Annotated in this window: 25 protein-coding genes, 7 tRNA genes and 1 riboswitch; of the genes, 25 read left to right on the top strand and 7 right to left on the bottom strand. The window is 47.7% G+C overall.

Annotated features, from left to right (window positions below):
- Positions 1-16: 16 nt before the first annotated feature.
- The gene (locus tag U719_RS15105; protein ID WP_023469642.1) at positions 17-1,462 is read left to right on the top strand and encodes a sodium:alanine symporter family protein; all 1,446 of its coding nucleotides are present in this window, start codon (positions 17-19) and stop codon (positions 1,460-1,462) included.
- 86 nt (positions 1,463-1,548) lie between these two features.
- Positions 1,549-2,010, top strand: coding sequence for a hypothetical protein (locus U719_RS15100; RefSeq protein WP_023469641.1), 462 nt, complete (start codon positions 1,549-1,551; stop codon positions 2,008-2,010).
- A gap of 125 nt (positions 2,011-2,135) precedes the next feature.
- Here the strand turns inward: U719_RS15100 and U719_RS15095 are convergent, their stop codons facing one another.
- The gene (locus tag U719_RS15095) at positions 2,136-2,948 is read right to left on the bottom strand and encodes an aldo/keto reductase (RefSeq protein ID WP_023469640.1); all 813 of its coding nucleotides are present in this window, start codon (positions 2,946-2,948) and stop codon (positions 2,136-2,138) included.
- Positions 2,949-3,105: 157 nt separating this feature from the next.
- On the opposite strand from U719_RS15095, the gene U719_RS15090 reads away from it, so the two are divergent.
- Positions 3,106-3,309: a hypothetical protein gene (locus U719_RS15090; protein WP_023469639.1), complete on the top strand. Its 204-nt coding sequence runs from the start codon at positions 3,106-3,108 to the stop codon at positions 3,307-3,309.
- A 43-nt stretch (positions 3,310-3,352) separates the two neighbouring features.
- Here U719_RS15090 and U719_RS15085 read toward each other — a convergent pair whose 3' ends face one another.
- Complete coding sequence (locus U719_RS15085; protein ID WP_023469638.1) at positions 3,353-4,663, bottom strand: Na+/H+ antiporter NhaC family protein; 1,311 nt, start codon at positions 4,661-4,663, stop codon at positions 3,353-3,355.
- Positions 4,664-4,743: 80 nt separating this feature from the next.
- A riboswitch (SAM riboswitch) is annotated at positions 4,744-4,848 on the bottom strand.
- A gap of 69 nt (positions 4,849-4,917) precedes the next feature.
- The gene (locus tag U719_RS15080; protein ID WP_023469637.1) at positions 4,918-5,931 is read right to left on the bottom strand and encodes a metal ABC transporter solute-binding protein, Zn/Mn family; all 1,014 of its coding nucleotides are present in this window, start codon (positions 5,929-5,931) and stop codon (positions 4,918-4,920) included.
- A 170-nt stretch (positions 5,932-6,101) separates the two neighbouring features.
- Here U719_RS15080 and U719_RS15075 point away from each other — a divergent pair, with 170 nt between their 5' ends.
- A complete protein-coding gene (locus U719_RS15075) occupies positions 6,102-7,091 on the top strand; it encodes an alpha/beta hydrolase (RefSeq protein ID WP_051353637.1) in 990 nt (329 codons plus the stop codon).
- A gap of 17 nt (positions 7,092-7,108) precedes the next feature.
- Positions 7,109-7,699: a histidine phosphatase family protein gene (locus tag U719_RS15070; protein ID WP_023469635.1), complete on the top strand. Its 591-nt coding sequence runs from the start codon at positions 7,109-7,111 to the stop codon at positions 7,697-7,699.
- On the opposite strand, the gene U719_RS15065 is transcribed toward U719_RS15070, so the two are convergent.
- On the bottom strand, positions 7,696-8,187 hold the full coding sequence (locus U719_RS15065; protein ID WP_023469634.1) for a YwpF family protein: 492 nt from the start codon (positions 8,185-8,187) through the stop codon (positions 7,696-7,698). The two genes, U719_RS15070 and U719_RS15065, sit on opposite strands and share 4 nt — an antisense overlap.
- Positions 8,188-8,329: 142 nt before the next feature.
- Between U719_RS15065 and U719_RS15060 the strand changes: the two genes are divergently transcribed.
- Entirely contained in the window at positions 8,330-8,656 is a 327-nt protein-coding gene (locus U719_RS15060) for a hypothetical protein (protein ID WP_023469633.1), read from the top strand.
- A gap of 50 nt (positions 8,657-8,706) precedes the next feature.
- On the opposite strand, the gene U719_RS15055 is transcribed toward U719_RS15060, so the two are convergent.
- Positions 8,707-10,158, bottom strand: coding sequence for a nicotinate phosphoribosyltransferase (locus U719_RS15055; protein ID WP_023469632.1), 1,452 nt, complete (start codon positions 10,156-10,158; stop codon positions 8,707-8,709).
- Positions 10,159-10,175: 17 nt separating this feature from the next.
- Positions 10,176-10,709 carry a cysteine hydrolase family protein gene (locus tag U719_RS15050; RefSeq protein WP_023469631.1) on the bottom strand — a complete coding sequence of 178 codons (534 nt, stop codon included), beginning with the start codon at positions 10,707-10,709 and terminating at the stop codon, positions 10,176-10,178.
- Between the two features lie 163 nt (positions 10,710-10,872).
- Here U719_RS15050 and U719_RS15045 point away from each other — a divergent pair, with 163 nt between their 5' ends.
- From U719_RS15045 to U719_RS15035, 3 genes are read left to right on the top strand one after another with little or no spacing between them, the layout of a single operon-like run.
- Complete coding sequence (locus tag U719_RS15045; RefSeq protein ID WP_023469630.1) at positions 10,873-11,148, top strand: 4a-hydroxytetrahydrobiopterin dehydratase; 276 nt, start codon at positions 10,873-10,875, stop codon at positions 11,146-11,148.
- On the top strand, positions 11,138-11,638 hold the full coding sequence (locus tag U719_RS15040) for a hypothetical protein (protein WP_023469629.1): 501 nt from the start codon (positions 11,138-11,140) through the stop codon (positions 11,636-11,638). The genes U719_RS15045 and U719_RS15040 overlap by 11 nt, the downstream gene beginning before the upstream one ends.
- Positions 11,639-11,657: 19 nt before the next feature.
- Positions 11,658-11,921: a hypothetical protein gene (locus U719_RS15035; RefSeq protein WP_023469628.1), complete on the top strand. Its 264-nt coding sequence runs from the start codon at positions 11,658-11,660 to the stop codon at positions 11,919-11,921.
- A 48-nt stretch (positions 11,922-11,969) separates the two neighbouring features.
- On the opposite strand, the gene U719_RS15030 is transcribed toward U719_RS15035, so the two are convergent.
- The gene (locus tag U719_RS15030; protein WP_023469627.1) at positions 11,970-12,710 is read right to left on the bottom strand and encodes a rhomboid family intramembrane serine protease; all 741 of its coding nucleotides are present in this window, start codon (positions 12,708-12,710) and stop codon (positions 11,970-11,972) included.
- Between the two features lie 68 nt (positions 12,711-12,778).
- Here U719_RS15030 and acpS point away from each other — a divergent pair, with 68 nt between their 5' ends.
- The 16 genes from acpS (at position 12,779) to U719_RS14950 (ending at position 20,109) form a co-directional block, all read left to right on the top strand.
- Complete coding sequence (gene acpS, locus U719_RS15025; RefSeq protein ID WP_023469626.1) at positions 12,779-13,159, top strand: holo-ACP synthase; 381 nt, start codon at positions 12,779-12,781, stop codon at positions 13,157-13,159.
- Positions 13,137-14,210 (top strand): alanine racemase, encoded by a 1,074-nt coding sequence (alr, locus tag U719_RS15020; protein WP_023469625.1) that lies wholly within the window; start codon positions 13,137-13,139, stop codon positions 14,208-14,210. Before acpS ends, alr begins: the two co-directional genes overlap by 23 nt.
- A 139-nt stretch (positions 14,211-14,349) precedes the next feature.
- Positions 14,350-14,574 carry a hypothetical protein gene (locus U719_RS15015; RefSeq protein WP_023469624.1) on the top strand — a complete coding sequence of 75 codons (225 nt, stop codon included), beginning with the start codon at positions 14,350-14,352 and terminating at the stop codon, positions 14,572-14,574.
- 3 nt (positions 14,575-14,577) lie between these two features.
- On the top strand, positions 14,578-14,928 hold the full coding sequence (locus U719_RS15010; RefSeq protein ID WP_023469623.1) for a type II toxin-antitoxin system PemK/MazF family toxin: 351 nt from the start codon (positions 14,578-14,580) through the stop codon (positions 14,926-14,928).
- A gap of 194 nt (positions 14,929-15,122) precedes the next feature.
- Entirely contained in the window at positions 15,123-15,449 is a 327-nt protein-coding gene (locus U719_RS15005) for an STAS domain-containing protein (protein WP_023469622.1), read from the top strand.
- The gene (gene rsbW / locus U719_RS15000; protein ID WP_023469621.1) at positions 15,446-15,928 is read left to right on the top strand and encodes an anti-sigma B factor RsbW; all 483 of its coding nucleotides are present in this window, start codon (positions 15,446-15,448) and stop codon (positions 15,926-15,928) included. The genes U719_RS15005 and rsbW overlap by 4 nt, the downstream gene beginning before the upstream one ends.
- The gene (gene sigB, locus U719_RS14995; RefSeq protein ID WP_023469620.1) at positions 15,894-16,691 is read left to right on the top strand and encodes an RNA polymerase sigma factor SigB; all 798 of its coding nucleotides are present in this window, start codon (positions 15,894-15,896) and stop codon (positions 16,689-16,691) included. Before rsbW ends, sigB begins: the two co-directional genes overlap by 35 nt.
- A 63-nt stretch (positions 16,692-16,754) precedes the next feature.
- Positions 16,755-18,875 (top strand): Tex family protein, encoded by a 2,121-nt coding sequence (locus tag U719_RS14990; RefSeq protein ID WP_023469619.1) that lies wholly within the window; start codon positions 16,755-16,757, stop codon positions 18,873-18,875.
- Complete coding sequence (locus tag U719_RS14985) at positions 18,872-19,312, top strand: SprT family protein (RefSeq protein WP_023469618.1); 441 nt, start codon at positions 18,872-18,874, stop codon at positions 19,310-19,312. The genes U719_RS14990 and U719_RS14985 overlap by 4 nt, the downstream gene beginning before the upstream one ends.
- Positions 19,313-19,461: 149 nt before the next feature.
- Positions 19,462-19,536 (top strand) — tRNA-Asn (locus U719_RS14980).
- A gap of 7 nt (positions 19,537-19,543) precedes the next feature.
- Positions 19,544-19,635 (top strand) — tRNA-Ser (locus U719_RS14975).
- A gap of 49 nt (positions 19,636-19,684) precedes the next feature.
- A tRNA-Glu gene (locus U719_RS14970) sits at positions 19,685-19,759 on the top strand.
- A 3-nt stretch (positions 19,760-19,762) separates the two neighbouring features.
- Positions 19,763-19,838, top strand: a tRNA-Val gene (locus tag U719_RS14965).
- 36 nt (positions 19,839-19,874) lie between these two features.
- A tRNA-Asp gene (locus U719_RS14960) sits at positions 19,875-19,950 on the top strand.
- 4 nt (positions 19,951-19,954) lie between these two features.
- Positions 19,955-20,026, top strand: a tRNA-Gln gene (locus tag U719_RS14955).
- 7 nt (positions 20,027-20,033) lie between these two features.
- Positions 20,034-20,109 (top strand) — tRNA-Lys (locus tag U719_RS14950).
- Positions 20,110-20,117: the final 8 nt, after the last annotated feature.

Raw genomic sequence — 20,117 nt, 5'->3', positions numbered from 1 at the left:
GAAGTGAGGAGATTTGATGGAAAAAGAAGTGATGAAACTAGTAAATCGAGCAAATGATTACTTATGGACGAATGTATTGATTATTTTACTCGTTGGATTAGGCATTTATTTTACATTCCGGATGCGGTTCGTTCAATTTCGGATGATCCCGGAGATGATTCGCTTATTGTTCCAAGGAACGGATAAAGGGAAAGATGGCGTATCGCCATTCCAAGCATTTGCGATCAGTACGGCAGCACGTGTCGGTACCGGAAACATCGCGGGTGTGGCGGCTGCAATCGCACTCGGCGGTCCGGGTGCAGTCTTCTGGATGTGGTTAATTGCCTTGATTGGATCGGCGTCAGCATTCGTCGAAAGTACGCTTGCTCAGATTTACAAGGTACGTGACGGAAAAGAATGGCGTGGTGGTCCAGCCTATTACATGGAAAAAGCGCTTGGACAACGGTGGTTAGGAATTGTCTTTAGTGTTCTGATCACGATCTCATTTGGTTTTGTCTTTAACTCTGTCCAATCGAATACGATCTCGCTTTCTCTACAAAGTCAATATGGCGTGGATAAGATATGGATTACGGTCGGATTAGTCGTCTTGACGGCACTGATCATTTTTGGTGGTGTCCGCAGTATTGCGACAGTCGCTTCATTCATGGTTCCGATCATGGCAGGTGGTTATATCTTAATCGCCCTCTATATCATGGTGACGAATCTTGAAGTATTACCAAGTGTCTTTAAATTGATTTTCCAAGAAGGATTATTCGAGTTTAAGACATTAGCAGGGGGAGCAATCGGGGCGGCCGTTCTGAATGGTATTCGTCGCGGTTTGTTCTCGAACGAAGCCGGTATGGGTTCGGCACCTAACGCAGCAGCAACAGCGGAAGTCTCTCACCCGGTCAAACAAGGCTTGATTCAATCATTCGCGGTCTTCGTCGATACATTGATGGTCTGTTCGGCGACAGCGATGATCGTTCTCGTCAGTGGGGTTCCGACAAAAGATGCGAATGGAGATGCCTTAGCTGGTATTGATTTAGCACAGGGCGCACTTGCATCACAAGTTGGATCATTTGCGACAGGATTCATGGCACTCGCCATCTTCCTATTTGCGTTTAGTTCCGTCGTCGGAAACTACTACTACGGTGAATCGAACATCAACTTCATCCGTGAAAATAAACAAGTCATGATGGCATACCGCGTACTCGTCCTCGTCATGATCGTCTTCGGTTCACTTGTCGAGTCGGCTAGTCTCGTGTGGGCGTTAGCAGACATCTTCATGGGACTCATGGCGATCGTCAATCTGTATGCGATTTTCCGTCTCGCAAAGATTGCGAAGCTTGCCCTAGATGATTACATGACACAACGAAAAGCAGGGAAAGAGCCACGGTTTTATGCGGACTCGATTCCGAACTTGCCAGGGAAAGATACGCTTGAAGCATGGCAGGAATCAAAAGAAGACGAAAAAGCAATCTAAGGAAAAGGGAGTCAGAGAAATCTGGCTCTTTTTTTGTATAGAACGAATTTAAAAAGGGAATACAGAGTACAGAAGGGAGGGGGAGAATGGAAAACGTACATTTCGTCCGCGTCACGGATGCGGTCTGGGAGTCGTTCGGAAACGATCCCCACATCATCATGGACTGGATTTTATTCATTCATGAGACACAACCCGATCACGAACAATTATTCGCTCTCGAACAGACGAACGCCATCTATCATTTGATGAATCAAATCGATATCTATATTGATCAAGACACACATTACAACCTGGGACGAGCGATCGTTGGCGAAGAGTTGATCGTCAACGAAGAGAAAGCGGCGATTGTCGGTATTCTTCCCTTACCACTCCTCATCATCTCAGCTGAGGTGATGCGGAATTTTGATCAACGGGCACTCGCTTCGATTCATGATGAAGCCGGAACACCAGGCGAATTCGAGGATGTCTGGGAACAGTTCGCCGATTTACGCGCCTATTTTCAAAAGGCAGAAGAAGCGGAAGATACGATTTTAATCTATTATGTCTGATCAGCTTCAATCATAAAAAAAGAGACCCGCTTCCAAGTCGTAGACTGGAAACGGGTCTCTCGTCGTTCAGATGAAGCAAGACGTCTTCACATGGAAGCCGTTCTTTTTTTACGATAACCTTTAGATTAAAAATCGATTTCGTCCGGATCTGGTCCGAGGCGGACATCCGTTGCGATGCGGTCAATTTTCTCAAGATCATCAGCATCGAGTTGGAAATCAAAGACGTCGAAGTTTTCCGCAATGCGTGCTGGGGTAACGGATTTTGGAAGAGCAACGATGCCGTTGTCGAGATGCCAACGTAAGACGACTTGTGAAGGTGTCTTGCCGTGCTTCTCTGCGATTTCCTTGAAATCATTGATTTCGAGGAATTTCCCTTGCATGAGTGGGCTCCATGCTTCGACTTGGATATTGTGATCTTGCAAGTATTCGTGTAGTTCGTGTTGCGGCAATTGTGGATGCAATTCGACTTGGTTGATCATTGGAGCCATCAATCCCTCTTCTGCCAATGTATCGAGGTGATGTTCCTTGAAGTTCGAGACACCGATCGCTTTGATCTTGCCTTCTTCGTACAATTCAACCATTGCTTTCCACGCTTCGATATAGCCTTCGACCGGCCAATGGATGAGATAGAGGTCAAGATAATCTGTTTCGAGACGTTCGAGCGATTCTGCGAATGCTTCCTTCGTCCGACCGGCACGAATATCATCGTTCCAGACTTTTGACGTTAAGAAGAGATCCTCACGTTTCACGCCGCTTTCCTTGATTCCTTTTGCGACACCGCGCTCGTTTTTGTAGACAGCAGCTGTATCGATGTGACGATAGCCGACACGTAGTGCTTCAGCGACAGCAGCAGGTGCTTCTGTCTCTTCATCTACTTGCCAGACACCGAATCCGATTTGGGGAATCGTAATACCGTTTGAAAGTTTTGCGTATTGCATGTGTTACTCCTCCTCATAAAACGTAGTTTAGATTTGCTCGTTTAGTTTAGCATGAACGAACGAAGACGTCCGTTTCCATGCTCATGGAGGAATGAAATAAGGTAAAATAGAAAAGAATCATGAGATTTAATCGTGTGTTAAAAGAGGGGGAGAAAAGATGGCTCAAAAGAATAAAAAGCTATCCAAATGTACTTGGCTTAGTATTGGCGCCTTGTTAGTAACGCAGGCAGTGGGTCTGTTTCTTAGTGCGCGAAAGTCAGGACGTAATCCATGGGTTTGGGGAGGTGCTGGACTCGTTCAATTCCCGCTTCCGGCAATCGCTTACTTAATCTTAGAACGACAAGCGAAGCAGAAAAAATAATAAAACAGATCCAATCGTCGACGCGATTGGACCTGTTTTATGGTTACGAAGAAATTCTTTCTTGCTTCGTCGCTGTCTTCTTCATGCGTGGCAATCCAAAGAAGATGGCAATCGATCCACAGACGAAGAGCAGGAACGGATAGAACAGATACGGAATCAGTTCCGGTGAAGCCGTTTTCGTCAATTCTGCTGCAATCAAGAGTTGCGCGCCATACGGAATGATGCCTTGGATACCACAAGAGAAGATATCGAGAATACTCGCTGATTTCTTACGATCAATCTCGTACGTATCAGCGATTTCAGCCGCCAGTGGTCCAGCGACGAGAATCGAGATCGTATTGTTCGCCGTTGCGAGATTCGTCGCACTGACGAGTGCTGCCATACTGAATTCGGCACCGCGACGCTGAGAAATCTTGCGCGTCAACGTCTCTTTCAAGTAGACGATTCCACCGTTGAACGTGATCAAGCTGACGAGACCACCCATGAGGAGTGTCAAGATGGAAATCTCCGCCATGCCCATCATTCCTTTTGACATCGAGAGGACGAAACCGCTTAAGCCGAAGCTACCGTCAATCATACCGATGATACCAGTGAGCAATGTACCACCGACGAGGACAAGGATGACGTTGACACCAAATAGCGCAAGGACGATGACAGCGAGATATGGAATCAGCTTGTAGAACTCGAATGCTTTGGCCGTTACCGCATCGCCAGAGCCAGAAACGAACGCAAGTAAGATGATCGTCAAGATAGCAGCTGGGAGAACGATCATGAAGTTCGTCCGGAACTTATCGCGCATGTTCGTTTTTTGGGTACGGACGGCAGCGATCGTTGTATCCGAGATGAACGACAGGTTATCGCCGAACATCGAACCACCAACGACTGACGCTGCTGCGATCGCAACGTTGATGCCTGTCGCTTCATGAATACCGAAGGCGATCGGCGCGAGTGCAGCAATCGTTCCAGTCGATGTTCCCATTGCCATCGAGATGAAGGCAGCGATGATGAACAGACCACTCATCAGTAATGACGGAGGTAGGAACGTCAAAGCAGCATTGACGGTTGCATCGATGGCACCGATTGCTTCTGCCGTTCCAGAAAACGTACCGGCTAATAAGAAGATGAAGACCATGATCATGATATCGGGATTTCCGGCACCCGTTGCGATTCGTTCGACCGTTTGATTGATGGATCCTTTCGTTGTGATTGCAGCAAAGATCAAAGCGATCAATGCGGCGATAAGGATCGGAAATTTGTAAAAGTCGTCATAGAAGATCCCGGCTCCGATGAAGAGGACCAGGAATACGACGAGGGGAAGCAGTGCCCATTTGTTAGGCGTGATCGTTTCATTCATTGTTGACACCTCGTTTCTCAAAGATACAAAAAAGACCCCTTCGCAAGAAAGAAGGAGGTCTTTATGAAATAAAGACGCTCTTCTTATCTCTCAAGCTTTCGCTTGCTGGATTTGGCACAGTACGAATCAAATCGTCCGCTGCCGAAACATCATTGGGCCAGTCCCTCCGTTTCTCGCGATAAAAAGAAGTCATTCAATTGTTGTAAAACACGTTTCTTACCGTACCGCATTGAGTAACGCGTGTCAACTGTACTTTACTGAAGTGCTTGTTTTAACGTCTGGACGTTTTCTTCCATCAATTTAAAATAAGAGCTGTTTTGCTGTGCTTTCGTGACGGACTCTAGATTATGAATCGTCACGGATTCAGCTCCGATTTCTTTTTGGATGACACGTGCGACCTTCGGTGAGACCGTCTCTTCGAACGCGACGTATTTCAAATCATGCATCCGTGCTTCTTTCACTAAAGCAGCCAGTTGCTTTTGTGACGGTTCATCGGAAGGAGAAATTCCCGCGATCGGCAGTTGTGTGAAACCATATCGTTCTGCGAGGTAACCGTAAGCGGCATGCGTAACGAGAAGTTCTTTTTTCGATCCATCAGCGACGGCTTGTTTGAATTCTTTATCTAGTGCGTCAGCTTGCTGATCGAACGCTTTTAAGTTTTTCTCGAATGTCGCTTTGTCTTTTGGTACTTCTTTTGATAAAGCAGTTGTAATCGAGCGTGCCATTGCTTTTGCATTGGTAGGATCGAGCCAGACGTGTGGATCGTATTTTCCGTGGTCATGGCCTTCTTCTTCATGCGCAGGTTCATCCGTTGCGTGATCATCGTGCCCTTCTTCTTCGTGGGCATGTTCGTCTTCACTATGCCCCTCTTCTTCATGTGCATGAAGCGTAGCATCAGATTCCAGTAAGTTGACGTCCTTACTCGTCTCGACGAAGCGGACGTCCGTGCCGTTTAGACTCTCCTGAATTTTTTTCGAATATGGCTCGAGCGTCGTGCCCGTTAAGAGGAACAAGTCACCCTTAGCAATTTCAGTGAGTTGTTTTGACGTCGGCTCGTAAGAGTGAGGATCTGCTCCAGGTGGGACGATCATCTTGACGTCGACTTGATCACCACCGATTTCGCGGGCAATAGCAGCTGTTGCGAACGTCGATGCATAGACTTCTGTCTGGGTTTTATCTGAAGTCGATGAATCGGTATTCGAACCGCAAGCGGCGAGGACACTTGCACTCGCGAAGGCGATTGTTAAAGCAGGAATAATTTTTTTCATTATATGATACCTCCATTATTAAAACGTAACAATTCCGATTTGGACTTTCTCACTATAGCGGAACGCTGGTGAAGCGTCAAGTAGGAATACCGAGGCGTTCGACATCTTTTAAAACGGGGTAGAAGGATAATAAAGTGAAGAAACTGGCACGTCTTTTTGGAGGTGATCAAGTGAAACGTGAAACTGCATGGCTAATGGGGGGAGCTGCATTATTGACGACGGCAGCAGCGGGAGCGAGTATTTGGAACAATTATGGTGCACTACTTCGATGGACCGAACCCGCCTTGCCACTCACAGAAAAACAACTTGCACCGCGGACACTCATCTATAAACAGGTGGGGGACCGCACCTTACAGCTCGATCTCTATTATCCGCCGGGGGAAGGACCGTTTCCAGTTGCCATCTATGCACACGGTGGTGCATTCGTTCGTGGGGAGCGTGATGACATATTCTGCTTTAGTCCAATCGTTGACCGCCTACTTGAACTCGGAGTTGCCGTCTGTAGTATTGAGTATCGTTTGTTCGAAGAGGGCAGTTATTTTCCGGATAACCTCGAGGATGTACGGGATGCGTTATGTTTTTTGAACAAGGAAGCAGAGGACCTTCGCATTCTAAGAGGACGGATGATGGTATGGGGAGACTCAGCCGGAGCTGCACTCATGCTGACGACGGCACTTGCCCCATCTGCTTTCGTCGGTGAGCGTGATGAGCGGCACATGCCATTGATCAGTGGTGTGATCGCTTTATATCCACCGACGAACTTTTTGTTGTTTAATTTCATTCAAACTTGGATTGCCCACATTAAGTTCTACAAGGGGGGGCGAGAAGAATGGCGCAAGCTGATGACGCACGTCTCACCCGTCACACATTTATCGTCAGATGCCCCACCAATCATGCTTTTGCACGGTAAAAAAGATCCGATTGTTCCGTTTTCTCAAGCCTTGCATTTCGTTGAGAAAGGAGCAGATGTCGGAGCGGATGTTCGGTTATTTTCCTTTCCGAATGGTACGCACTCACTAGCTAGTTTCGCTCAGACAGAAAATCCGTTAAAGATCGAGCGATTACTTGAACGAATTGAACATTTCACCTGTCAGGTACTACTGTTGCCACCGCGACAACTTCCGAATGGAAAACATGATACAATCAGTCATATTTCTTAAATGAGGGAGACAGAGACATGACTGAAATTTGTTTAGTGCGGCATGGTCAGACGGATTGGAACTTAAACGAACGGATCCAAGGAAGAGAAGATATCCCGTTGAATGCAACAGGAAGAAGACAAGCGGAACTCAGCGCCGCTTATCTATCGAATGAAAAGTGGGATGTCTTGTTAGCAAGTCCCTTGTCGCGTGCCGTTGAGACAGCGGAAATCATCGGTCGTGCTGTTGGTTTAACGATCACAGCGACAGATGAGCGACTTGTCGAACGCGAATTTGGAGCCGCTTCCGGTGAACCGGTCGCAGCGATTTACGAAGCTGTTCAAGCGAACGATACGACGCTTGTGCCGGGTCTCGAAACGGAACAAGCCATCCAGGATCGCGTGTTCGAGGCGCTACAGGAAGTGACACGCACGTATGAAGGGAAACGAATTCTAATCGTTTGTCACTCGCATACGATCAAGGCAGCATTATCGTCGATTGATGCGACATTCAGTTACCGGACACCTTTGAAAAACGCGTGTGCGAATTATATCCATCATACGGATCACTATACGATTGATCGCATCAACGTAGCAGACCACATCACGGACGAGGTCGAAAAACCTTAAGAGACGGGTGTGTTCGGATGCTCTGTCAAATATTGTTTGAACGTTTCTTTAGCGATACTTGTGATATGGGCACCACGTTTTGAACGACGATCCTTATACTCTTGAACGAGTTCTTCGCCAGCGAATCCATCTTCGACGACTTCGCGTAAGATCGATTCAGATAAATCATTTTTCATCATGACCATCTTACCCGTGAAGACATATGAGACGTTTTCGCTTAAGACAGTCCGTTCAAGAGGCGTGACGATCATCGCGGCAGGGTCATTATCAGGTCGTGAGATCGTGATTTCAATCAAAGCACGTAAATGTTTTGTGAACAATTCATCGACGATCGGCTGATCCGTTGGAGGAACGACGATTTCTGCAACCCACTGTGCCGTCTGTTCGGTACTGACCGTCAATCCGTCCTGAATGGCGACGGGAATCGTCGTATCACGTCCTGACTCATCCATTAAAATGCGTAATGTGCATAACTTAAAGGTTTTCATGAAAAAATGCCCTCCCTTGATCGCTTACGATTTTCCTACAGTATACCGTGAGGAATGTAAGACGGGAAACTTTTCCTGACGAAATTCGTATGAACTATGTTTAAATAAGACTAGATACTACTAAACAGGAGGATCGTTCATTATGCCGCAAGTACTCATTGGAATATTAGGAATCCTGGGTATCATTCTACTTGCCCACCATATCATCATGTATTGGCATGCTGAACCGACAGACCGCCCGACGCTTGCATATCGCATTGCGCTCCTGATTGCCTGTTTGCTACTCATTAGTGGAAGTGATCATTTAATCAGTATTTTCTACGCGGATTCCTTAGCTGAATTCGGTCAACGCATCACGTATATCGTCTTCATCGGAGGTGCACTTGGCTTCGCATGGTACTTTCGTAAGAAGATGGAACAAGCGCCAACAGAAATGACACCTGTCGGAAACGAAGCAGGATTAACATGAGAAAAAGCGCCGTTCATCCTGAGGGAGGAAGAACGGCGCTTTTTGGCGTCTTATTTTAACCCACTTGCCAGTCGGGTATCCCGAATCATGTCGAGTTTGAGCTTCCAGAGACGATCGCTGAATGTGACAGCATAGATCTCTGGCAAGCGCAGTCGTTTGTACTCTTCCCACAGACGACCAATCTGTGTTTCGTGGAAGTGGCGACTCTCTTCGATCGTCGGCACTGTATAGATCAACTCTCCATCCTTGAAGATCGGTTCAAGTAAGCGCTCGACCTTGAACTGTTCGATGCGGTTCCGGAACGATGGGTCCCGGACGTCGATGAGATCGACAGCTTCAAGTGTTGACGGATCTTCGTCCATCAACGTCACGTAATCGCCTTTGAACTTATCCGTCACCGGATCGATGATGCGATAGACTTCCTTGATATGGGGCGTCGTCGTCTTGGCTTTTGACGAGGATACTTTAATGACGGGTACGAGCTCGCCATCTACTTCACGTGCGACCAATTTGTAGACCATCCCAAGAGCCGGTTGCTCGTAAGCCGTGATGCCGCGTGTTCCGACGAGGAACGTATTGGCTTGGGCACCTTGGATGCGCAAGTCCTGGATGACGTATTCGTCGAGGTCCCCTGATAAGACGATGTCGACTTCTGGGAAGCCAGCTTCGTCAAGCATGTTACGGGCACGTTTTGACAGGTAGGATAAGTCGCCAGAATCGATCCGGATGCCGCGCAGTTTATGCCCTTTGGCTTGGAGTTCCTTCGCAACCGTGATCGCATTCGGAAGACCACTCTTGAGCGTATCGTACGTATCGACGAGTAATGTCGCCTGATCCGGATAATGAGAAGCGAATGTCCGGAATGCCGTCAATTCGTCATCGTGGAATTGAATGTCGGCATGTTCCATCGTTCCACCACACGGAATGCCGAAGTCGCGTCCTGCTGAAGCAAGACTTGTGACGTCAAAACCAGCCAGGTATGAAGCACGCGTACCGAAGTAAGCGGCATCGATGCCTTGCGCGCGACGGGCACCAGCTTCGAGGAACTTCGCACGGGGAGCCGATTGACGAATACGTGCGTATTTCGTCGCGATGAGCGATTCGTGGTTCGCGATGTTCAGAATCGCGGTCTGTAAGAGTTTTGCTTCAAAGATGCGTGCCTCGATCCGAATCAGTGGTTCGTTCGGGAAGACGATCTCGCCTTCTTTGACACTTGAAATCGAGCCATTGAACTTGAACTGACGCAGTTCATCCTTGAACTCATCCGGGAAGCCAATCATCTCTTGCAAGTACGTGATATCTTCTTCCGTGAAACGGAGTGTTTGAATATACTCGATGATATTTTCGAGACCCGCAAAGACGACATAGCCTCCTGCGAACGGATTCGAACGGTAGTAAACATCAAAGACGGCACGTTCATTATGACGTCCTTCTTTCCAATAGATATACATCCACCGTGGTAAGTACAGATCGGTATGGAGTGCAAGATTACGTTGTAACATGACGGACAGATCCCTTCTTATTCGCCGACGACTTCTGCGCCGATCGATTGTTTAAAGTGTGTAAGCGCCCACTCGTGACCAGTCGCGTTAAAGCTTGCGACCGCATCGGCATGAACGACGATACGATATCCGAGATTGTAGGCATCGACAGCTGTATGAAGGACACAAATGTCCGTACAGACACCGACGAGGTGGACTTCGTGGATACCGCGTTCACGCAAGCGTAAATCGAGGTCCGTCCCGGCGAACGCACTATAACGCGTCTTGTCGATGACGTGATCAGCGACCCGTGCCATGGCTGCGACTTTCCCGAACAGATCACGTCCATGTGTTCCGCGGATATTATGTGGCGGGAAGAGGACGGTTTCCGGGTGGAATGTATCGCCTTCTTCGTGAATATCGTTAGCGATGACGACGTAGTCTTCCGTTGAAAACTCCTCCATCAACGTAGCAATTCGATCTTCAATCGCTTGTCCTGGTTTTCCACAAGTCAGCTTTCCTTCGTCAGCAACGAAATCGATCGTGTAATCAATGACAATCAGAGCGCGCATATGCGTAAGCCCCTTTCCGATTTTGAATTAGTGTTCTCTTTCACATTGTACTCTATCTCACACAGAAGGCAAAAGGAAGAAATCGGATACAAACAGGTATAGAGAAGTAAAAGAATGGGGTATAAGGTATAGGACGAAAATGATAGTAGAGGAGGAGAAAGGGATGGCTAGGTTGAATGAGTATGAAGTGGAAGAGCGTCTTGAGCGGTTGCAAGATTGGAGTGTCGTGGATGATGAAATCGTCCGGACCTATACACTTGCATCGTTTCCTGCGGCACTGGATTTCGTACAGGAAGTCGGAAGTATCGCTGAAAACTTGAATCATCATCCACGAATCGTGATCGACTATAAAAACGTCACACTTGCAGCGACGACTCATGATGAAAACGGATTGACGGAAAAAGACTTTCAACTTGCGGAGGCCTGTGATGCCATCTAAACTTTCGATTACATTCGGTAGCGGTTCGTTCGTTGAACAAATTCGTTCCCGTGATGCTCATATTCGTGTCGCTAGCGGAAGCGGCGATGCCATCCTCTGGATGGAGACGGACTCGAAATCACCTTTTCAAAGTGGCAATACCTATACGTTGCTCGAATCACGTGGCAATTTTTCGGACGAAGGCAGTCTCTTCTACTGGTCGATTCCGGCAGATCAAAATAGCGGAGATCTATTCGTACATCAAGTGATGTCGAATCCGAAAGTCATCGGAGCAGAATATGGTGGCTTCCAGGCATTTCGGATTGGACGTGTCGAGAAGGGAACGGATCTTGCCTTATTGATTCAGTTCCAAGAGACAGGGGACGGAGCTCGTTATGCAAAATCAGTTGAACGTCTTACGGTAGACCAGTATGCTGAAGAGGCAGGGAAGTCGTTCGCGCCTTCTCCCGTCATGAAACGGTATCAAATCGTACCACCAACAAATGAGTGAGATGCAGGGGGACTAACAGATGAAAAAGAACTATTTTGTCGTAGCAACACTCGGTGGCGCACTCGTCGGCGCTACTTTATCACTACTGCATAAAGATACGCGCCAAGCGCAGTTTGCAGCAGTGAAACGGACATTCAGCGGCGCAGGAACACAATTGTCTGCTGTCAAACAAGATCCAAAAGGGCGCTTTGAAGAACTAAAAGCACTCTATACGGACAATCAGGAGACGATCCATAATCTGATTGACGACGTGAAGGACTTAGCAGAAGTACTTCGCAAATAAGCAAAAAAAGGACTCGCGCGTGTAGCGGAGTCCTTTTTTTATGCCATTTTACAAGTAGCGGAAGAATAATCCGAGTACGGCAAACGCGATGATGATATAGAAGAAGATCCGACCGAGTTGACCAGAACCGCTTACGAAGACAGGTCCACCGCTCGATCGACGACCGGTTTGGAACGGACGTGTGAATGGAACGGCACGATTACCAAAGACGAATCCGAAGAGGAATCCGAGGACGAAACCGTACAAGTGACCGAATACAGCGACATTTGAGCCAAGTAACGTAAAGACTGCCGTGACCGCAGTAAAGATATACACAAGACGTGTATCGTCTGCTAGGATGACTGTCCGCTTGAATCGGCTCAAGTAGACATAAAACCCAAGCAAACCAAGAATGGCACCCGATGCTCCAGCTTGACCGTAAAACGGTTCATTGATTTTCGTGAAGTACGTCAAGATGTTCGCGAGCGTACCGACGAGCAAGTAAAAAGCGGCAAATCGAGCATGTCCGATCATCCGCTCAAGCGGTGGAGCGAAGATGACGAGAGCAAACGTGTTGAACGCAATGTGCCAAAAATCATAATGCAAGAACGTGGCCGTGACGACACGCCACCATTCACCTTGTCCAATTAAGAGATTGATTGCTGCGCCTGCACTTAAAGGAGAGAACGTCAGATTAAGGAGTGCACCTAACTGTTCGATGACAAACAGGGCGACTTGGATTAAAATGAACAACGAAACGACCGGATAAGAACGTGTGAACGTTTGTAGGTTTTCCGTTCGACTAAACATGACAACACCTCGCTTCATCTTCATTCTATATGAAGATGGCGAAGAATAGAACTGTGGAGGCGTCTCGGATGATTTATGGAATTGGCATCGATTTGGTGGAACTGGATCGAATCGAGCAAACGCTTGAGCGGCAGCCACGTTTTGCCGGAAGAATCTTAACGCAGATAGAGCAGGAACGATTTCAATCGCTCTCAGGACACCGTCGCATCGAGTACCTCGCTGGACGTTTCGCTGCAAAGGAAGCGTTCGTCAAAGCATTCGGAACCGGCGTCGGAAAAGAAGTTTCCTGGCAAGACGTTGAAATTTTAAACGATGAGACAGGGCGACCGATCATGAGTGGACCATTCGATGGCGTCATCCACGTCTCGATCACACATTCAGAGCATTATGCATCTGCGCAAGTCTTATTAGAGAAGAGGGAATGGGATGTACCGACCAACTTGGATTGAAATCGATCGGGAAGCGATCGCACATAATATACGCGAAATCAAAACACGGATGGGCGAACAACAGGTGATGGCGGTCGTCAAGGCGGACGGCTATGGTCACGGGGCAGTGACGGTCGCTGAGATCGCTCTTGAGAACGGAGCCGACTTACTCGCTGTCGCGCTCCTCGAAGAAGCGATCGAGTTGCGAGAAGCGGGTATCCAAGCACCGATCTTGATGCTTGAGGCTTTACTACCGGAACATGCGACGGTCGCTTCGAATTATGATGTCGCCGTTCCTGTCTTTTCAGCCGATTGGCTTCAGGAAGCGAAACGTCATTTGACAGAAATCGATCATCTTCGTCTGCATATCAAGGTCGATACCGGAATGGGACGACTCGGACTGCAACATGTCGATGAGTTGAAGCGAATTCTTGCTGAATGTGATGATGATCTCGTCGAACTCGAAGGCATCTATACGCATTTCGCGACTGCTGACGAGTTGAACAGCCGATTGTTCGAACGCCAACTTGAAACGTTTTTATCGTATGTCGCACTAGTACCGGATATCCGTTACATCCACTGTGCCAATTCGGCGGCAGCGATTCGTCTAGCAGGTCAAGCGCCGTTTAACGTCGTTCGAGTCGGTATCGCTCTATATGGGGCGATGCCGTCGGATGAGATGGCAGGACATTACGAGTTCTTAAAACCGGCGTTTTCACTGAAAAGTCGTCTGATGCAGGTCAAACAAGTCGAGCCCGGTCAAACGATCAGTTACGGGGCGACCTATACGGCACCGACGGATGAATGGATCGGTACTGTTCCGATCGGTTACGCGGATGGCTGGTCACGCAAGTTCCAAGGCTACTCATTGATTGTGGACGGTCTACCGTGTGAAATCGTTGGTCGAGTCTGCATGGACCGGCTCATGATTCGATTACCAAGGGAATATCCAATCGGAACGGAAGTCATTCTGATTGGAGAAGGGGCACCGATCGAGGAAGCAGCCCATTGGCTTGGGACAATCAACTATGAAGTTCTCTGCCAATTCTCGAAGCGCGTGCCGCGTCAATGATTCGTACAAGACATCAATAAGATGGCAAAAATATGTTATTTGTTTGAATTTTGATTGTATTTTCTGAATTCGACTGATATATTGAAGTAGAAAGTGAGTCGTTCGTTAAGGTTTCAGTGAATCTGGAGGTGCCATTATCTTGGTCCAACAACGGGAAATGCAGTTTGTTGAGCGAAATGTAGCGAAGGAGACGATTGGGATGAAGTCGAACCATACGACCGAAGAACGCAAGCGTCAGCTACGTGAGGAATTGAAACGTGGTTACGAAGAAATGGCAGCAATCAATTTATCGATCGTTGGCGAAATGTTCCAGATTGAAACGGAGGCGGAGTTCTCACTCCTACGTCAAGTAAGCGGGGTGTAAGCTTTGATAGTCAAACGTGGCGACGTGTTTTATGCAAATTTGTCACCTGTGGTCGGATCGGAACAAGGGGGAGTTCGTCCCGTGCTTGTTCTACAAAATGATATTGGTAACCGATTCAGCCCGACAGTCATCGTGGCTGCGATCACGGCACAGATCGACAAAGCCAAACTACCGACCCATGTGGAAGTATATCGAGAGCGACACGGATTAGAACGTGATTCGGTCATCTTACTTGAGCAAATCCGTACAATTGATAAACGCCGTCTAACGGATAAAGTCACACATCTAGATCCAGACACGATGATGAAAGTAAATAGTGCCGTCGCAATCAGCTTAGGCTTGGTTGATTTTTAGGCACTTACATAGAAGCGCAACACAAGAAGAGTCGATACTAGCGTATGCGACTTTTTTTGACCTCTTTTTTTATAAAATGGGTTTTAAAGTTTTCTTTACGGGGAAACATACCCAAGTGACCTTTTTATAAAGGGATGAGGTAGGATGAATAGCAAGACCACATAGACAGATTTTCCTTGAGGAGGAACTTGAAGATGGATTTAACAATTAAAACAGAGCAGCTTGACGGTCAGACGCATCTTTATATCGCAGGTGAGATTGATACGTATACAGCACCAAAGCTTCGCCAAGAACTAGTCCCGGCAGTTGAAACAAACGATGTCGTCGTCCATTTGGATGAAGTACACTACATGGATTCGACAGGTCTCGGCGTGTTCGTCGGAGCACTCAAAGCAGCGAAAAAGAACGGTACATCGTTCACGCTCGTCGGCGTTTCTGAACGCATCCGTCGTCTATTCGAAATTACAGGTCTTTCAAGCATCATTACAATCGATAGTGGTGTAAGAGGTGGAACGCAATGAAGAACGAACAACTAAACATGACATTACCGGCAAAACCGGAATATGTAGCCATTGCCCGTCTGACGGTTTCAGGTGTCGCCAACCGGATGGGATACACGTATGATGACATCGAAGATATCAAGATCGCTGTCTCAGAAGCATGTGCGAACGCTGTTCAACATGCGTACGAAGGAAAAGAAGATGGTAGCATCGCCTTGACATGTAACGTCTATCCGGATGATCGTCTCGAGATTGTCGTCAAGGATAACGGCATTACGTTCGATAAAGATGAGGTCAAACGCCAAAGTGAACCGATTACGGATGCACACGATCTCGATTCCTTGCATGAAGGAGGACTCGGTATCTTGATGATCGAAGCATTGATGGATCAAGTAACGATCGAGAAAGCGAACGGCGTCACTGTCCATATGACAAAATATATGAATAGAGATGAGGTGGGTCAAAGTGCCAGCAAAGTCTCAACAACGCCATCACAGTGATGATGAAGTACTTCGACTGATTGATTTGTATCAGCAGGACGACCAAGATGAGGAAGTGCATGCGGCATTACTCGAGCGTTATTCAGACTTGGTAGAAGCTTTGGCCCGAAAGTTCTCGCGTGGTCGACCGATTCATGACGATCTTGTTCAGGTCGGCATGATTGGGTTGCTTGCAGCGCTTCGTCGCTTCGATAAGGAATTCGGTCGCAGTTTTGAGTCGTTTGCTGTTCCGACGATCATCGGTGAAATCAAACGTTTCATCCGCGATAAGACATGGAGCGTTCACGTTCCACGTCGCATCAAGGAACTCGGACCGAAAATCAAGAAGGCAGTCGAGGAGTTGACGACGGAGTTGCAACGCTCTCCGCGCATCGATGAGATTGCTGCGCGTCTTGAAGTATCGGAAGAGGAGGTCCTCGAAACACTTGAGATGGGTAAAAGCTATCAAGCGTTATCCGTTGATAGTTCGATTGAGGCAGATCAGGAAGGTAGTACTGTTACGTTACTCGACCTCGTCGGGAATCAAGAAAACGGCTATGACTCCGTCGATCAGCGTCTGATTCTTGAAAAGGCATTTGCTGTCTTAACGGACCGCGAACGTTCGATTCTCGAATGTGCCTACTACCGTAATATGAGTCAAAAAGAAACGGGCGAACTACTCGGCATTTCGCAAATGCACGTTTCCCGTCTCCAACGACGCGCTTTACAGAAGTTACGTGAAGCGATCAAAGTCGAACCAAATGAAGTATTCTCAAAAGACTGACCTCGTGTCAGTCTTTTTTCTTTTCCATGCGTTCTTCGGTATAATGAATGAGAGGTGAAGCAGATGGAAAAGAGAATCGCAAGTGAATTGAATGTACGTCCTGCGCAAGTGAAGGCAGTCTTACAATTGACGGAAGAAGGCGGTACGATTCCGTTCATCGCCCGCTACCGGAAAGAACAGACAGGTGAACTCGATGAGGTCGCGATCAAAGCGATTCTCGATCGACATAAACAATTAACGCAACTTGAAAGTAGACGGAGTGACGTCCTTGAAAAAATCGAGGAGCAAGGTGCATTGACGCCGGAACTCCGTCGAACGCTCGAGGAAGCGACGACGTTACAACAAGTCGAAGATATCTATTTACCGTTTCGACCAAAACGTCGGACAAAGGCGGAAATTGCACGGGAAGCAGGGCTTGCACCACTTGCCGACTGGTTCCGCGACAAGTCTGCTTATGATGAAGCGACATTCCATCGCTTGAGCAATGGGCTGGATCCGGAAGAAGCGCTTACTGGGGCACAATCGATCATTTCCGAGGAGTGGGGCGAACAAGCGACGGTGCGTGAGTTCATTCGTAAGCAAATGCGCCGTTCAGCAGAAATCGTCACGAAACAGAAAAAGGATGCAGTCGATGAAAAAGGTGTCTTTGCACAGTATTATGCCTACAGTGAGCGTATCCAACAGATCGTTCCGCACCGGATTCTTGCGATTAACCGTGCGGAAGCATTGAAAATCGTCTCTGTGAAAGTCGTGTTAGAGGAACAGCAGGTTTTACCAACATTGCTTCGTTCATACGCACAACTGGCGCCGAAGAAACGTGATATCGTCGAAGCAGCGATCACGACGGGCTATAAAAAATCGGTCTTCCCTGCCATCGAACGAGAAATTCGGAACGAACTGACGGAAAAGGCAGAGATCCAAGCGATTGACGTCTTTGGTAAGAATCTCCGCCAACTCTACATGCAGCCACCGATGAAAGGGAAAGTCATGTTGGGACTGGATCCGGCTTACCGGACAGGATGTAAGTGGGCAGTCATCGATCCGACAGGTGAAATGAAGGAAGTCGGCGTCATCCACGTGACGATGTCAGAACAAAAAGCGAAAGAAGCACGTCAAACTCTTTCGCAGCTCGTCGATACATACGGGATCGAATTGATTGCGATTGGGAACGGAACTGCTTCGCGGGAAACAGAAGCATTCGTTGCGGACTGGATGAAGGGGCAAAAAGATATCGCCTTTACGATCGTCGACGAGGCAGGGGCAAGTATTTATTCCGCTTCAGAGATTGCCCGGACAGAGTTCCCAGAGCTTCAGGTTGAACAACGATCCGCGATTTCGATTGCGCGTCGCCTGCAGGATCCGCTGGCTGAACTCGTCAAAGTCGACCCGCAGTCTGTTGGCGTTGGTCAATATCAACATGATGTCTCGCAAACGAAACTGAAGGAGACGCTTGATTTTGTCGTCGAGACGGTCGTCAACCAAGTCGGAGTTGATGTTAATACAGCGTCAGAACCGCTTTTGAGTTATGTCGCAGGAATCACGAAGGCGACGGCGAAAAAAATCGTTGAACGCCGCTCGGAACTTGGGACGTTTAAGACACGCCAGGAATTATTGAAAGTTCCTCGTCTTGGTGCAAAAGCCTACGAACAGGCAGCAGGATTCCTACGAATTCTAGAAGGTACGCATCCGCTCGACCGGACGCCGATTCATCCGGAACAGTACAAAACAGTCGAGAAGTTATTTAAGACACTAGGCTTAACGCTGGATCAAGTTGGAACGGATGCGGTGCGGGAACAATTGTCTACATTGTCATTACCGGAGATGGCACAGACGCTCGAGATCGGAGAGCCGACATTACGTGACATCATCGAAGCGTTACAACGTCCGGGTCGTGACCCTCGGGAAGCGCTCGATAAACCGTTGCTCCGCCAAGATGTTCTATCGATGGATATGATCCAAGTCGGGATGGAGTTCCAAGGGACGGTCCGGAATGTTCTTGATTTTGGTGCGTTCGTTGATATCGGAGTGAAAGAGAATGGTTTAATTCATATCTCGAAGCTCAGTCGTAAACGTGTCAAGCATCCACTTGATGTCGTCGCTGTCGGGGATATCGTGACAGTATGGGTGACGAATGTTGAACCAGAGCGGGGACGGATTGGTTTGACACTGGTTCCGCCGAAATGACGAATGAACAATTACAACGATACGTCGAGCAACTGTCGCTCGACGTATTTTCCTTACCGTTTCGACATAAAGCTTATTTTAATCCACGGCTGAAGACGACAGGTGGTCGCTATTTCTTAGGCGATCATCATTTAGACTTCAATAAACGATATATCGATGATATGAAAGTCTTCCGCGGAATCGTGATTCATGAACTGTGTCACTACCATTTACATCTAGCAGGAATGGGACACCGTCATCAAGATCAAGACTTCAAGGAATGGTTAGAGCGCTACGATGGGCTTCGATACAGTCCGAGAAGACAAGAAGACGAAAAAAAATCCTATCTTTATGAATGTGAGAAATGCAGCACGTTATATAGAAGGAAAAGACGCATGAATACGGAAAGATATCGATGTGGTCGATGTCGTGGAAAGATTTTTTACAAAAGTAGTTGACGTTCATTTCGGAGCATGATAAATTATAGAAGTCGTCAAAACGACAGCAACTAAACAACTTATCGTCGCTAAAAACTTTTTTAAAAAAGCATTGACGGAAAGAAAAAAAGTTGCTACTATATAAAAGTGTTCCGAACAGAACGTAACGTTCCGCAATAGCTCAGCGGTAGAGCAACCGGCTGTTAACCGGTAGGTCGTAGGTTCAAATCCTACTTGCGGAGCCATTCTTTTGGAGATGTACCCAAGTGGCTATAAGGGGCGCCCCTGCTAAGGGTGTAGGCCGGGAAACTGGTGCGAGGGTTCGAATCCCTCCATCTCCGCCAGACCTCTTATGTGAAAATGTTTCTTGAGAATAATTATTAATTACGATATGGCCCGTTGGTCAAGCGGTTAAGACACCGCCCTTTCACGGCGGTAACACGGGTTCGAATCCCGTACGGGTCACCATATGGAGGATTAGCTCAGCTGGGAGAGCACCTGCCTTACAAGCAGGGGGTCGGCGGTTCGATCCCGTCATCCTCCACCATTTCTTTTTAAAGAGTTGTTTACAACTTCAAATTGCGGTCCTGTGGTGTAGCGGTTAACATGCCTGCCTGTCACGCAGGAGATCGCGGGTTCGAATCCCGTCAGGACCGCCATTTTTGGGCTGTAGCCAAGTGGTAAGGCACTGGATTTTGATTCCAGCACGCGAAGGTTCGATCCCTTCCAGCCCAGTTTTTATGTGTCATTAGCTCAGTTGGTAGAGCATCTGACTTTTAATCAGAGGGTCGCAGGTTCGAATCCTGCATGACACACCATTTTTAAT

The sequence above is a fragment of the Exiguobacterium sp. MH3 genome (assembly GCF_000496635.1).
GTDB classification, from domain to species: Bacteria; Bacillota; Bacilli; order Exiguobacteriales; family Exiguobacteriaceae; genus Exiguobacterium_A; species Exiguobacterium_A indicum.
Note: the sequence above shows the minus strand (reverse complement) of the source record. Positions and strands in the feature narration are given on the sequence as shown.

What these genes read in the sequence shown, in the direction of transcription:
- U719_RS15070 (WP_023469635.1), top strand. Translation starts at nt 7,109, where the DNA reads ATGACTGAAATTTGTTTAGTGCGGCATGGTCAGACGGATTGGAACTTA.
- U719_RS15105 (WP_023469642.1), top strand. Translation starts at nt 17, where the DNA reads ATGGAAAAAGAAGTGATGAAACTAGTAAATCGAGCAAATGATTACTTA.
- U719_RS15030 (WP_023469627.1), bottom strand. Translation starts at nt 12,710, where the DNA reads ATGTTTAGTCGAACGGAAAACCTACAAACGTTCACACGTTCTTATCCG.
- U719_RS15005 (WP_023469622.1), top strand. Translation starts at nt 15,123, where the DNA reads ATGGATTTAACAATTAAAACAGAGCAGCTTGACGGTCAGACGCATCTT.
- U719_RS15065 (WP_023469634.1), bottom strand. Translation starts at nt 8,187, where the DNA reads ATGAAAACCTTTAAGTTATGCACATTACGCATTTTAATGGATGAGTCA.
- U719_RS15095 (WP_023469640.1), bottom strand. Translation starts at nt 2,948, where the DNA reads ATGCAATACGCAAAACTTTCAAACGGTATTACGATTCCCCAAATCGGA.
- U719_RS15040 (WP_023469629.1), top strand. Translation starts at nt 11,138, where the DNA reads ATGCCATCTAAACTTTCGATTACATTCGGTAGCGGTTCGTTCGTTGAA.
- U719_RS14985 (WP_023469618.1), top strand. Translation starts at nt 18,872, where the DNA reads ATGACGAATGAACAATTACAACGATACGTCGAGCAACTGTCGCTCGAC.
- U719_RS15080 (WP_023469637.1), bottom strand. Translation starts at nt 5,931, where the DNA reads ATGAAAAAAATTATTCCTGCTTTAACAATCGCCTTCGCGAGTGCAAGT.
- U719_RS15050 (WP_023469631.1), bottom strand. Translation starts at nt 10,709, where the DNA reads ATGCGCGCTCTGATTGTCATTGATTACACGATCGATTTCGTTGCTGAC.
- alr (WP_023469625.1), top strand. Translation starts at nt 13,137, where the DNA reads ATGTACCGACCAACTTGGATTGAAATCGATCGGGAAGCGATCGCACAT.
- U719_RS15090 (WP_023469639.1), top strand. Translation starts at nt 3,106, where the DNA reads ATGGCTCAAAAGAATAAAAAGCTATCCAAATGTACTTGGCTTAGTATT.
- rsbW (WP_023469621.1), top strand. Translation starts at nt 15,446, where the DNA reads ATGAAGAACGAACAACTAAACATGACATTACCGGCAAAACCGGAATAT.
- U719_RS15055 (WP_023469632.1), bottom strand. Translation starts at nt 10,158, where the DNA reads ATGTTACAACGTAATCTTGCACTCCATACCGATCTGTACTTACCACGG.
- U719_RS14990 (WP_023469619.1), top strand. Translation starts at nt 16,755, where the DNA reads ATGGAAAAGAGAATCGCAAGTGAATTGAATGTACGTCCTGCGCAAGTG.
- U719_RS15085 (WP_023469638.1), bottom strand. Translation starts at nt 4,663, where the DNA reads ATGAATGAAACGATCACGCCTAACAAATGGGCACTGCTTCCCCTCGTC.
- acpS (WP_023469626.1), top strand. Translation starts at nt 12,779, where the DNA reads ATGATTTATGGAATTGGCATCGATTTGGTGGAACTGGATCGAATCGAG.
- U719_RS15060 (WP_023469633.1), top strand. Translation starts at nt 8,330, where the DNA reads ATGCCGCAAGTACTCATTGGAATATTAGGAATCCTGGGTATCATTCTA.
- U719_RS15035 (WP_023469628.1), top strand. Translation starts at nt 11,658, where the DNA reads ATGAAAAAGAACTATTTTGTCGTAGCAACACTCGGTGGCGCACTCGTC.
- U719_RS15045 (WP_023469630.1), top strand. Translation starts at nt 10,873, where the DNA reads ATGGCTAGGTTGAATGAGTATGAAGTGGAAGAGCGTCTTGAGCGGTTG.
- U719_RS15100 (WP_023469641.1), top strand. Translation starts at nt 1,549, where the DNA reads ATGGAAAACGTACATTTCGTCCGCGTCACGGATGCGGTCTGGGAGTCG.